Source organism: Alteromonas sp. NFXS44, assembly GCF_040148705.1.
Taxonomy (GTDB): domain Bacteria; phylum Pseudomonadota; class Gammaproteobacteria; order Enterobacterales; family Alteromonadaceae; genus Alteromonas.
Genome location: NZ_JAGDEA010000011.1, coordinates 112,285 through 125,432, shown reverse-complemented (window position 1 = coordinate 125,432; position 13,148 = coordinate 112,285). Strand labels below are relative to the sequence as shown.

Here is a 13,148-nt window from a genome sequence, read left to right as displayed (position 1 = left end):
ATCGGATTTGTTAACGAAAACGTGTGGCCGTACAGGCCGGATTACACGGGCTGCGGGACTGGCGCTGGCGCTGTCAGTATCGCTGTCAGGATGTACAACTATTTCAGACTGGTTTGTCGATGACGAAGAGTTAGAAATCCGCAGACTCGCGCCACTGGACGCACAGTTTGTACCCACTGTGAACTGGGAAGCAGAAGTGGGTGAGGGAATCGACAGCTATTTCTCACACCTGCGCCCTGTGTATGCCAATGAAAAATTATATGTTGCCGACCGTCATGGCACGGTAGCGGCACTGGATCCTGAAAGTGGTGAAACACTGTGGGAACAGAACTTCGCTATCTTCAAAGATGAGGGCATGTTCTCCTCTGTTAGCAATCTTTGGAAAAGTGGTGCATCTGCCAAAATCGGCGGGTTGTCTGTTGACGGAAGCCGTGTTTTTGTTGGAACTGAAGATGGCGTACTGATGTCACTGAATGCTGAAACCGGTGAGGTAAACTGGACGCAAACCGTTAATGGTGAAATTCTTGCTTCACCGGTTACCGGCGACAATCTGGTTATCGTTAACACAGGCTCAGGTATTCTTTATGCACTGGACGTTGAAACCGGTGAGCAGGTCTGGGAACAGGTTGGCGATGTACCGCCATTGACCCTTCGCGGTATTTCTACGCCTGCTGTCAGTAACGGTGGTGTGATTCTGGGTACGCCTACAGGTAAGATTCAGGTGAACATTCTGGATTCCGGACTGATTGCCTGGGAAACACCGATCACTGCGCCCAGCGGTGCGACTGAACTTGAACGTATCGTTGATGTGGACTCTGCGCCCTTAATGTACGGCGGCACTATTTACGCTATTTCATATAACGGTACGCTGGCCGCGGTTGAGTTACGTTCAGGGCGGGTTATCTGGAAGCGTGAATATGCCTCCTACCGTAATGTGACGATGGACGGTAATACCCTGTACGTAGTCGATAACAACTCTCACGTGTATGCACTGGACCGCCGTAACGGTGTTGAACTGTGGTCGCAGAGCGGCTTGAAAAAGCGTGTACTGACGGCAGCCGAACCAGCCGGCGACTATCTGGTTGTGGGTGATAAGTGGGGCTTGCTGCACTGGATCAACAAAGAAGACGGAAAAATTGTCGCCCGGTACGACCTGGGCGGCGACGATGAAGATGAATCAGTATTCGCAGCGCCTGTTTATACCGGTAACGCGGTCATTGCCGTTACCCGTGAAGGTGATGTTGCTTCGTTTTCAGTCCCTTAAGTATTACGCTATCCTATCTCTTTTTTGCGCCGTTCCGGTTTAGCTGACGGCGCCTGCTAATATAGGGTATAATCGCCCGATTCATTCAGTAGCCGCGAGTTCCGCGGCTACTGCATTTTTAAACCAGTTTATTTTAGGACTTCAAGCATGTTGCCTGTTGTTGCCCTCGTGGGTCGCCCGAATGTGGGTAAATCTACATTGTTTAACCGATTAACCAACACCCGTGATGCACTGGTTGCAGACTTTCCCGGTTTGACCCGGGACCGGAAATACGGGCAGGCGACCTGGGAGCAAAAGCAATTCATTGTTGTAGATACCGGCGGTATCACCGGCGATGAAGAAGGGATTGATGCAGAAATGGCGCATCAGTCGCTGCGTGCTATTGATGAAGCAGATGTGGTTCTGTTCCTCGTTGATGCCCGTGCTGGCTTGTTACCTGCGGATATCGGCATTGCAGAACACTTACGTAAAGTGAACAAGAAGCTGTTTGTCGTTGCCAACAAAGTTGACGGCATCGACGGCGACAGTGAAAGTGCTGACTTCTATACTCTGGGTCTTGGCACCATCCACCAGATTGCTGCCGCTCACGGCCGTGGCGTTTCTCTGTTACTGGAGCAGGCTCTGACACCTCTGGCGGAAGAGTTTCCGGACATGCAGGTGCAGCCAAAAGAGGTTCATGAAGAACTGGACGCTGAGCAGCAGTTAGAAAGGCTGAAGAACCTCCCGATTAAACTGGCTATTGTAGGCAAACCCAATGTGGGTAAATCCACGCTGACCAACCGTATTCTGGGTGAAGACCGTGTGGTTGTGTTCGATATGCCGGGTACTACCCGTGACAGTGTTTACATTCCTCTTGAGCGTGACGGGCGGGAGTATATCCTTATTGATACAGCCGGTGTGCGCCGCCGCAAGCGCGTTGCTGATGCAGTAGAAAAATTCTCTATTGTTAAAACACTGCAGGCTATTGAAGAAGCCAACGTTGTATTAATGGTGATTGATGCCCGCGAAGGGATTGCGGATCAGGATCTCAGCTTACTGGGTTACATTCTGAATTCCGGCCGTTCTCTGGTGGTCGCAGTGAATAAATGGGACGGTCTGAGTACAGACATTAAAGATGATATCAAGCGGGAGCTTGATCGCCGTCTCGGGTTTATTGATTTTGCCCGTTTGCATTTTATATCGGCTCTGCACGGCTCCGGTGTGGGTAATTTGTTTGAGTCAGTGATTGAGGCGTATGACAGTGCTACCCAGCGTGTGGGTACGGCTATGCTTACCCAAATCATGGAAATGGCTCAGGCAGAGCACCAGCCTCCAATGGTTCGTGGTCGCCGTGTGAAAATGAAATACGCCCACGCCGGTGGTTATAACCCGCCGGTTATCGTGATCCACGGCAATCAGGTCGACGATCTGCCGGGGTCTTATAAACGTTATCTGATGAACTATTACCGTAAGTCACTGAAAGTGATGGGAACGCCTATTAAAATAGAGTTCCGTGAAGGGGCGAACCCGTTTGAAGGTAAGAAGAATCAGCTTACGCTGGCGCAGCAGCGCAAACGTAAGCGTATGATGGCGTTCCACAAAAGCAAGAAGTAAGCCCCGTCTCTATTGCGCTGATGACATACCTCTGATGGTTTTCATCAGCGCGGATTCACCCGGTACTTCAATGACCGGCAGCGCCGCTGACACCAGATTATCAGCTATTCTGGGGGGAAATGTGGTGGACAATGTCACCAGCTTATCTTTCATTTCAAAAACATAAGTCGTCGCGAATAATGGCTCACCGGGTTCATTTTCTGCATGCACGGCCATACGGTAACCATTAAAGCGTTGTGAAGCCGAATTAACCGTGAAAGCTAATACCGGGCTGTCTGTGATCAGCGTAAGTCCCTGTGCGGCCGACATCTGTGTCGCTTCTTTCAGATTTTCTTCCAGTGCTGCCTGCAGCCTTTGGGATTCAGGCATGGATAAGTTCATCAGCACCGGTCCGACAGTAATATCTATCAGTGCGTCATCAAATTCAGGGTGGCTGTAACGGCTGATAATACCTTTAAACGGATCAGGATAATGCTGGGTATCCTGAAGGATAAATTCGCCGATGGATTGAGGCAGGACCAGCTCTGAATTGTAGTCGCTGGCACCCAGCGCGGTGAAAAGGTATTCAGCAGAGAAAATAGATTTTCGCAGCGACGCCAGCCACCAGGTGTCCAGTATTTCTGATGCAAGTTCAATAACAGGCTTTTCCGTTTTCGAGTAAGTTTCAAATCGTTGAGAGTCTATTTCCACACCACGCCATTGCACGGTGAATTCAGTAAAATAATGCGGCGTGGTGTTTGCCGGCCATAAGCCTGCTGTAGCTGAGTGAAGTGAGACGCCATCACTATCGTTATCAGCAACCTGTGCTGATAACGATGCTATGAGGATTTCATAGTCAGCGGCATTTGACTCTGTCAGTACATCATCAAACCAGTTCTTTTCTTTGAGAATAGCGGCAAATTCATTCCCGGCAATAGCATCTTCAATACAACGGTCAGTGGTATTGACCTGTTGGCAGCGGGCACTCATGGTTTCGCCCGGCCAGGTGGAAAACAGTGCTACGGGAGCCGCAACATGATATTTGGGTAAAAACGAAGGCGCGGGCGCGGGTTTTTCTGGCACTTGCTGACAACCGGTTATCAAAACCAGTGGCAACAGACTGCAAACCTTATTCACAAAGATTCCTGATATCGGGAAGGATTAGGGGAGGGCTAGTGTGACCTAACCCCGGCCCGTGCTCAAGTGTCTTTTCACAGACTTTTCTTCACGGTGGTCACCTTACTGATAATTTCACCACTGGCAAGGCGGGTGGTGATTTCATCCCCCGCACTGACCTCCGCTGCTGACAACACCGGCTTTTCGTCAGCAAAAGTGATGCTGTAACCACGTGTTAGTGTTTGCAGCGGGCTCACTGAATTCAGTAATTGTGCCTGACCCTGCAACTGCCTGTTTTTACTTTCAAGCAGGCGCTGCACCGATTTTTTCAGTGCGCTGTCGAGTTGGCTGCAACGGTCTTGCAGGCGGACCACCCGGTTTGCGGGGTTTTGTCTGTCCAGCCTGCGCAACAAGTTATTCAGCCTGGTGGCATAACCTGCAATTCGTGACTCCATAGCATGGCTCAGGGCCAGTGCTGCGCGATCCAGAGACTGTGACTGACTTTGCAAACGTCGCTCCGGATGCACCGCTTTCAGGCGCTGCTGTAATACGGCGAGCTGGTGTTGCTGTTGTCTGAACTGTTGCTGCCATGCACGGCTAAGTGCAGATGCTTTTTGTTGCACAAATGCCAGACGTTCGCTCTGATCCCGGCTCAACAGCTCAGCACCTGCAGACGGAGTAGGGGCGCGCACGTCTGCCACAAAGTCGGCAATGGTTACATCCACTTCGTGACCCACAGCACTCACCACCGGCACCGGTGATGCAGAAATACAATGGGCCAGCGCCTCATCATTAAAGCACCATAAGTCTTCCAGCGATCCGCCACCCCGGGTGAGCAGTATGACATCGACCTCATCGCGATGGTACGCGGTTTCCAGCGCATGGATAATTTGCGCAGGGGCCTGTTCGCCCTGCACCAGCGTTGGATACACGATGACTTCTGTTGCCGGGCTGCGTCGTTTCAGCACGGTGAGTACATCGTGCAAGGCAGCTCCGGCGGAGGAGGTGACCACACCGATTTTGTTAATCACCTGGGGGACTGGGCGCTTCGCATCGGCGTCAAACAAGCCGTCGCGCTGTAATTTCAGTTTCAGGGCCTCAAAGGCCTGTTTCAGCGCGCCGTCACCGTCAGCTTCAAGATGTTCAATAACAAGTTGATAGTCGCCCCGTGGCTCATACAAGCCCACAGAAGCGCGAACTAACACTTTGTCGCCCTCCTTCGGGCGCTGTTTTACATAGCGGTTCGACCCCTTGAACATGGCCGCCCGTACCTGGGCTTTGTTATCCTTGAGGGTGAAATACCAGTGTCCCGAGGAGGCCGCGACGAAATTAGAGATTTCCGCAGACAACCAGACAAGGCCGATTTCGCCTTCCAGTACGGTCCTTGCCAGCCGGTTCAGCTTGGTCACAGTAAGAATTTGGCGCGATGTAGACGGGGAATTAAACAGCATAGTTAAAAAATCATCAGGTTTAGGACAAATAGAGTTTACCTGATTTAGAAAAAACACTACAATTGCGCCGCAATTAACTATCCACTTATTCAGGTGTTATTGCATGCTCAGAATCATTCAAGAAGCTCTTACCTTTGATGATGTATTGCTGGTTCCGGGACATTCTACTGTCCTGCCTCACACAGCAAACCTCCAGACCAAACTGACTCGCGGCGTCTCGCTGAATATCCCTATGGTGTCTGCCTCAATGGATACCGTAACGGAAGCACGTCTGGCGATAGCCCTTGCCCAGGAAGGCGGCATTGGCTTTATTCACAAAAACATGGAGCCGGCTGAGCAAGCCAATCACGTTCGTGAAGTGAAAAAATACGAAAGCGGCGTGGTATCAGATCCGGTGACTGTTGATCAGACAACCCCTATCGGCGAAGTATTGTCGATGAGCCAGAAGCTGGGTTATTCCGGCTTTCCGGTAACCGATACAGAAAATAATCTTATTGGTATCGTGACTGGCCGCGACATGCGCTTCCAGAACCGTCTGGATTTACCTGTCAGTCAGGTGATGACGCCGAAAGAAAAACTGGTTACCGTGAAAGAAGGCGCTGATTCTGCAGAAGTGCTTGATTTGATGCATGCTAACCGCATCGAAAAAATCCTTGTGGTAGACGATGCGTTCAAGCTGACCGGCCTTATCACGGTAAAAGATTTCCAGAAAGCGGAAAGCAAACCAAACGCCTGTAAAGATTCCCGTGGTCGTCTGCGTGTTGGCGCGGCGGTTGGCGTGGGCGCGGGTACTGATGAGCGCATCGAAGGGCTGGTGGAAGCCGGTGTTGACGTTCTGCTTATCGATACCTCACACGGTCATTCTGAAGGCGTAATCAGCCAGGTGAAGCGTATTCGTGACGCCTATCCGGATTTACAAATCATTGCCGGTAACGTTGCTACAGCCGCAGGCGCCAAAGCGCTGGCTGATGCGGGAGTTGATGGCGTTAAAGTCGGTATTGGCCCGGGTTCTATCTGTACCACCCGTATTGTTACCGGTTGTGGTGTACCGCAGATTACGGCGATTTCAGATGCCGTAGACGCGCTGGCCGGCACCGGCATTCCGGTTATCGCCGATGGCGGTATCCGTTTCTCCGGCGACATCGCCAAAGCACTGGCAGCCGGCGCAAGCTGCGTAATGGTTGGTAGCATGCTGGCCGGTACCGAAGAAGCACCGGGTGAAGTTGAACTGTATCAGGGCCGTTACTACAAGTCTTACCGTGGTATGGGCTCACTGGGCGCGATGAATCAGCGTCACGGTTCTTCTGACCGTTACTTCCAGGCTTCTGATAACGCCGAGAAACTGGTACCGGAAGGTATCGAAGGCCGTGTTGCTTATAAAGGACCAATCGCCACCATCATCCATCAGCAAATGGGCGGCCTGCGTTCTGCGATGGGTCTGACCGGTTGTGAAGACATCCCGACGATGAACACCAAAGCACAGTTTGTGCGCGTGACTTCTGCCGGTATGGGCGAGTCTCACGTACACGATGTGAGCATCACCAAAGAAGCACCAAACTACCGTTTGGGCTAATCGCCGCTAAACTAGTATTTTGTCAGGCTGGTATTTCTTACCAGCCTTTCTGTTTTATTTAACGGGTAAAAACATGACTACCAACATTCATAGCCAGCGCATACTCATTCTTGATTTCGGTTCCCAGTACACGCAACTGATTGCACGTCGCGTACGTGAGATCGGTGTTTACTGTGAGCTGTGGGCCTGGGATGTGACCGAAGAACAAATTCGCGGATTCAAGCCTGACGGCATTATTCTGTCGGGCGGCCCTGAGTCAGTCACTGAACTGAACTCTCCACGCGCACCCGAATATGTGTTTGAAGCTGGTGTACCGGTTCTCGGCGTATGTTACGGCATGCAGACTATGGCAGAGCAGCTGGGCGGCAGTGTTCAGGGCTCTAACAAGCGTGAATTTGGTTACGCGCAGGTTGAGGTATTAAAAGCTACTGATCTGCTGGCACAGATTGAAGACCACATCGGTGAAAACGGCAACGCGCTGCTGGACGTGTGGATGAGTCACGGCGATAAAGTGGCGACGATTCCGGAAGGATTCGAAACCATCGCACATACGCCGTCCTGCCCTCATGCGGCCATGTACAACGAAGCAAAACGTTTCTACGGCGTACAGTTTCACCCGGAAGTCACCCACACCCGTCAGGGACTGCGCTTGCTGAAACAGTTCGTGATGGATATTTGTGGCTGTGAGAAATTGTGGACGCCTGGCGCCATCATCGAAGATGCCATTGAACGCATCAAAGAAAAAGTCGGCGACGATGAAGTCATTCTTGGCTTGTCTGGCGGTGTGGATTCCTCTGTGGTTGCCATGCTTATCCATCGCGCCATCGGTGACAAACTGACCTGCGTATTTGTGGATAACGGTCTGCTGCGCTTAAACGAAGGCCAGCAGGTGATGGATATGTTTGGTGACCACTTCGGCCTGAACATCATCAAAGTAGATGCGGAAGAGCGCTTCCTGGCTCGTCTTGGCGGTGAAGCGGATCCAGAGAAAAAACGTAAAATCATCGGCAACGAATTCGTTGCAGTATTCGATGAAGAAGCCTCCAGGCTTAAGAATGCCAAGTGGCTGGCACAGGGCACTATCTATCCTGACGTGATTGAATCAGCCGGCTCTGCTACCGGTAAAGCCCACGTTATCAAATCCCACCACAACGTTGGTGGTTTGCCGGAAGACATGAAAATGGGTCTGGTAGAGCCGCTGCGCGAACTGTTTAAAGACGAAGTGCGTAAGATTGGTCTTGAGCTCGGTCTGCCGTACGACATGCTTTATCGTCACCCGTTTCCTGGTCCTGGCCTGGGCGTACGTGTACTGGGTGAAATTAAGAAAGAATACTGTGATCTGCTGCGTCGTGCCGATGCGATCTTCATTGAAGAATTGCACAACGCTGACCTTTACCACAAAGTCAGTCAGGCATTCACCGTGTTCCTGCCAGTGCGCTCTGTTGGCGTAATGGGCGATGCCCGTAAATACGACTGGGTAGTTTCCCTGCGTGCGGTTGAAACCATCGACTTCATGACCGCACACTGGGCGCACCTGCCATATGATTTCTTAGGTAAAGTGTCTAACCGCATCATCAACGAAATCGACGGCATTTCCCGCGTGGTTTACGATATCTCCGGTAAGCCGCCTGCTACGATTGAGTGGGAATAAGTTCTCTCATTAGTCTTAATGACAGCGTTCAAATAATGTATAGCCCTGCAAATGCAGGGCTTTTTTGTATTTGTGAAATGAAAAGCGCACAACGAGAAATGAATGATAGTCCGTATTCACGGCTTAAAATTGTCTGTAATTTTTACAATCTCAGAATTGAGTTTATAAAAACCTATAATTATCAATTGTTTAATTTTGGCATCTTTAATGCTTTGTCAAGGTTGAGTTGGTTATTATAGATATTCATAAATTACAGAAGTTGAGGAAGTATTATGAAAAGAATGGTTTTATGGTTTGCACTTTTGTTCGCGGGTTCAGGCAATGCAGCATTGATTTCTCAGGATTTCAACATTACTGCATCTGGTGAAGGCTCAGTGGGTTACATGTATTTCACTGTTACCAGTGAAGGTATCTTTGACTTATATACAATGGGTCCGACAATCGATCCGGAACTGTATTTGTTCGTAGATGACGGCTCACTGGATGCTTCAGATTATCTGGCTGATGACGATGACTCTTGCCCTGATTCATTTTGTGGTGCGGCCGGCTCCTTTGATAACGCGCTGATCGACGAGCTCTTCCTCTCTGCTGGTTCTTATGTGCTGGCAATTTCTGATTTTAGTTTAAGTATGTCAGAAGCAATCTCTGGTCTGAATACAAATAGTATGACCGGGTTAGCATCAATTGTAGTTGCTGTTGGTGACACAGATACTTATGGTGCTAATGCCATTCTGACAGCAAGCCCGGCAACACCTGTTGGTGTACCTGAGCCGTCATCTCTGGCGATTTTAAGCCTGAGTCTGATGGGATTAGCGTTTAAACGTAAGTTCAAATAAGTACAGCCCGCATTATTTACCGAAGCCCGCTAACGCGGGCTTTTTTATTTTGCTTGCCCCGTCCTTCACGTAGACAGAAATATTTCCGGTTGGATTATGAAAAAAGGCCAGTCAGCAATGTACTGACTGGCCTGTTTCATTTGTAGGGCCGGTGTATCAGTCGACTACACTTCCAGACTCGACATATCAATCACATAACGGTGGGCTACGTCACCTTTTGCCAGACTTGCGAATGCATCATTCACTTCATCAGCTTTAATCATCACACATTCAGGGTGAATGTTGTGCTCAGCACAGAAATCCAGTACTTCCTGAGTTTCCCTGATACCGCCAATCAGAGAGCCTGCTACGCGGCGGCGGCCCATTACTAACGGCATGGTCATAAAATCTTCCATGGGGCCAACCTGACCAACAATAGCCAGCGTACCGTCAATGTCGAGAAGTGGCATGTAAACATCTACATCATGCTTAACCGGCACCGTGTCGATGATTAAATCAAATGATGAACCAGCTTCCTGCATTGCGCTCTCGTCAGTAGAAGCCAGAATTCCACTCGCGCCCAGCGCTTTTGCCTGCTCTTCCTTAGAATTTGAACGGCTGAGAACGGTTACTTCTGCGCCCATGGCCACTGCCAGTTTAACCGCCATATGACCCAGACCACCCAGGCCAATTACGCCTACGCGGCTGCCTTCTTTAACGCCCCAGGTACGCAGAGGAGAAAAAGTGGTGATACCAGCACAAAGAATAGGTGCAGTACGGGCCAGATCTAATGATTCAGGTACATTCAGAACGAATTCTTCGCGCACAACAATGTGCTTTGAGTACCCGCCCTGAGTAATTTCACCGCTGATACGGTCCGGTGCGCCGTAAGTGGGCGTCATACCATTGCGACAAAATTGCTCTTCACCGTGGTCACACTGGTCGCAGGACTGACAGCTGTCGACCATACAGCCTACAGCTACGTGCTGGCCCACTTTGTAGTTTTTAACGTCTGCGCCAACTTCTATGACTTTACCGACGATTTCGTGTCCCGGTACTAACGGATAAGGCTGGTCGCCCCAGTCGCCGTTTACGGTGTGAAGATCAGAGTGGCAAACGCCGCTATAAAGAATTTCGATGGCCACGTCATTGTCGCGCAGATTCCGTCTTTCGAAATGATAAGGAACCATGTGGGCGTCTGACGAGTGAGCCGCATATCCAATTGTTTTCATAACTATAGCCTCATTTGTCGTTACATTTTCAGGCATATCCTGATAACGGAAATTTTAAATAAAAACACCCGGGCTGTGCATGCCTGATGCTCTTTAATGATTGCCTGATTGTGCAAATTGCCGGAGGTTTTACGGAAAGACCTGCTGACAGGTTCATTCATAAGCGGGGAAATAAAAATGCCCCCTTAGCGGGGGCATGGTTTAACGAGGTATATAAAGGGCGGGAATTAGCTGCGTTTCAGATCAAAGCGATCGTTGCGCATTACTTTTACCCAGGCATCTACGAAGTCGGTAACAAACTTCTCTTTCGCATCTTCAGAGCCGTACACTTCAGCAATGGCCCGTAACTCAGTGTTAGAACCGAAAATCAGGTCAACCGGTGTGGCAGTCCATTTCTGTTCGCCTGAAGTACGGTCTGTACCTACATAAATGGCTGCATCATCTTCTGACTTTTTCCATTCTGTAGACATATCCAGCAGATTAACGAAGAAATCGTTTGTCAGCTGACCGGGGTTGCCTGTCAGTACACCATGGGCTGAACCGTCAGCGTTTGCGTTCATGGCACGCATTCCGCCCAGCAGGACTGTCATTTCAGGCACACTCAGTGACAGCATATCTGCCTTATCGACCATCATTACAGCCGGTGAGCGGTAGTTGCTTTCAGCCCAGTAGTTACGGAAAGCATCAGCAGTCGGTTCCAGTACCGCGAACGACTCAACATCTGTCATTTCCTGTGTGGCATCCATACGACCCGGAATGAACGGAACGGTCACGTCAACACCGGCGTCTTTCGCTGCCTGTTCAACACCCGCTGCACCTGCCAGCACAATCATATCGGCCAGAGAAATTTTGACCTTCTTCGATTTCTTATTGAAACCGGCCTGAATGTCTTTCAGCTTGCCCAGCACTTTTTGTACTTCTGCCGGATTATTAATTGCCCAGTCCTTTTGCGGAGCAAGAGCAATACGGGCACCGTTTACACCACCGCGCATATCTGTATCACGGTAGCTGGCTGCAGACGCCCAGGCGACACGCACTAATTCCTGTACAGACAGATCTGACTTCAGAATGTCCTTCTTCAGTTGTTTAGCTTGTTTGTCTGAAACCAGCTTGTGGTCAACTTGAGGAATTGGATCCTGCCAGATAAGGTCGTCAGCCGGGATTTCAGCACCCAGATAACGGGCTTTCGGTCCGAGATCACGGTGGTTCAGTTTGAACCAGGCTTTGCCGAAGGCCAGTTCAAAGTCTTCCGGATTCTGCTGGAAGCGTTTAGCAATCTTACGGAATTCAGGATCTTCTTTCAGCGCAAGGTCAGTGGTAAACATGATAGGAGCGTGACGTTTACCCTGAACGTGGGCGTCAGGAACCATGTTCGCCGCGGATTCTGCAGTAGGGATCCACTGAATAGCGCCGGCAGGGCTCTTTGTTTGTTTCCATTCGAAACCAAACAGGTTATCCAGATAATTTGTTGTCCACTGCGTCGGCGTAACCGTCCAGGCACCTTCCAGTCCGCTGGTCATCGTGTCTTCTGCATTACCTTTGCCACAGCTGTTTTTCCAGCCAAAGCCCTGGTCTTCCAGATCACCGGCAGCAGGTTCTTTACCCAGACAGTCTGCTTTTTTGGCTCCGTGAGCTTTACCAAAAGTGTGACCACCCGCGATAAGCGCTACGATTTCTTCATCATTCATAGCCATGCGGCCGAAAGACATACGGATGTCACGGGCAGCAGCAATCGGATCAGGCTTGCCGTGAGGTCCAACCGGATTGACGTAAATCAGACCCATTTCTACCGCAGCCAGAGGACCTTTCAGGTTACCTTTCTCGTCCCGGCGCTGATCGGTAAGCATTTCTTCTTCCGGGCCCCAGTAAACATGATCCGGTTCCCAGTCGTCCACACGGCCGCCGGCGAAACCATAGGTTTTAAAGCCCATGTCTTCCAGTGCCACGTTACCGGTAAGGGCCATTAAATCACCCCAGGAAATGTTACGGCCATATTTTTGTTTGATTGGCCATAATAGACGACGTGCTTTATCCAGATTAGCGTTATCCGGCCAGCTGTTCAGCGGGTCGAAACGTTGCTGACCGCCACCGGCACCGCCGCGTCCGTCAACAGTCCGGTAAGTACCGGCTGCGTGCCACGCCATTCGGATAAAGAACGGACCGTAATGACCATAGTCTGCTGGCCACCAGGGTTGTGAAGAGGTAAGCACTTCGCGGATATCGGCTTTAACGGCATTTAAATCCAGTGATTCAAACGCTTTTGCGTAATTAAAGTTTTCGCCGTAAGGGTTCGATGCAACACCGTGGGCACGTAACTGGGACAGGTCCAGTTGTTCCGGCCACCAGAATTTGTTGCCTTTCGGGGCTTCGCCCACTACTTTCGCATTTTGATCCATAGTGGCAGAGTACACATTTGGCGATAATGCCATGGCGATAGCTGCAACAACGGGTAAGAGTTTCATTTTCATGTGTTT

General features: G+C 50.4%; 9 protein-coding genes. 5 read left to right on the top strand and 4 right to left on the bottom strand.

The window, feature by feature from the left end:
* The first annotated feature begins 7 nt into the window (after positions 1 to 7).
* Both bamB and der read left to right on the top strand, forming a co-directional pair.
* The gene (bamB, locus tag J3369_RS14340; protein ID WP_119502007.1) at positions 8 to 1,264 is read left to right on the top strand and encodes an outer membrane protein assembly factor BamB; all 1,257 of its coding nucleotides are present in this window, start codon (positions 8 to 10) and stop codon (positions 1,262 to 1,264) included.
* A gap of 147 nt (positions 1,265 to 1,411) precedes the next feature.
* A complete protein-coding gene (gene der / locus J3369_RS14335; protein WP_119502006.1) occupies positions 1,412 to 2,857 on the top strand; it encodes a ribosome biogenesis GTPase Der in 1,446 nt (481 codons plus the stop codon).
* A gap of 9 nt (positions 2,858 to 2,866) precedes the next feature.
* Here the strand turns inward: der and J3369_RS14330 are convergent, their stop codons facing one another.
* Positions 2,867 to 3,973, bottom strand: a complete 1,107-nt coding sequence (locus J3369_RS14330; protein WP_349588072.1) for a hypothetical protein — start codon at positions 3,971 to 3,973, stop codon at positions 2,867 to 2,869.
* 74 nt (positions 3,974 to 4,047) lie between these two features.
* Positions 4,048 to 5,403: an exodeoxyribonuclease VII large subunit gene (gene xseA / locus J3369_RS14325; protein WP_349588069.1), complete on the bottom strand. Its 1,356-nt coding sequence runs from the start codon at positions 5,401 to 5,403 to the stop codon at positions 4,048 to 4,050.
* A 103-nt stretch (positions 5,404 to 5,506) separates the two neighbouring features.
* On the opposite strand from xseA, the gene guaB reads away from it, so the two are divergent.
* The 3 genes from guaB to J3369_RS14310 all read left to right on the top strand — a co-directional run bounded on the left by guaB (position 5,507) and on the right by J3369_RS14310 (position 9,463).
* A complete protein-coding gene (guaB, locus tag J3369_RS14320) occupies positions 5,507 to 6,976 on the top strand; it encodes an IMP dehydrogenase (protein WP_349588067.1) in 1,470 nt (489 codons plus the stop codon).
* Positions 6,977 to 7,049: 73 nt separating this feature from the next.
* Positions 7,050 to 8,627 carry a glutamine-hydrolyzing GMP synthase gene (guaA, locus tag J3369_RS14315; RefSeq protein WP_349588064.1) on the top strand — a complete coding sequence of 526 codons (1,578 nt, stop codon included), beginning with the start codon at positions 7,050 to 7,052 and terminating at the stop codon, positions 8,625 to 8,627.
* Positions 8,628 to 8,899: 272 nt separating this feature from the next.
* On the top strand, positions 8,900 to 9,463 hold the full coding sequence (locus J3369_RS14310; protein ID WP_349588062.1) for a DVUA0089 family protein: 564 nt from the start codon (positions 8,900 to 8,902) through the stop codon (positions 9,461 to 9,463).
* A 164-nt stretch (positions 9,464 to 9,627) separates the two neighbouring features.
* On the opposite strand, the gene J3369_RS14305 is transcribed toward J3369_RS14310, so the two are convergent.
* Together J3369_RS14305 and katG are read right to left on the bottom strand one after the other, a co-directional pair.
* On the bottom strand, positions 9,628 to 10,674 hold the full coding sequence (locus J3369_RS14305) for an NAD(P)-dependent alcohol dehydrogenase (protein ID WP_303573049.1): 1,047 nt from the start codon (positions 10,672 to 10,674) through the stop codon (positions 9,628 to 9,630).
* Between the two features lie 227 nt (positions 10,675 to 10,901).
* Entirely contained in the window at positions 10,902 to 13,070 is a 2,169-nt protein-coding gene (katG, locus tag J3369_RS14300) for a catalase/peroxidase HPI (protein WP_502877470.1), read from the bottom strand.
* Between the last annotated feature and the right edge of the window lie 78 nt (positions 13,071 to 13,148).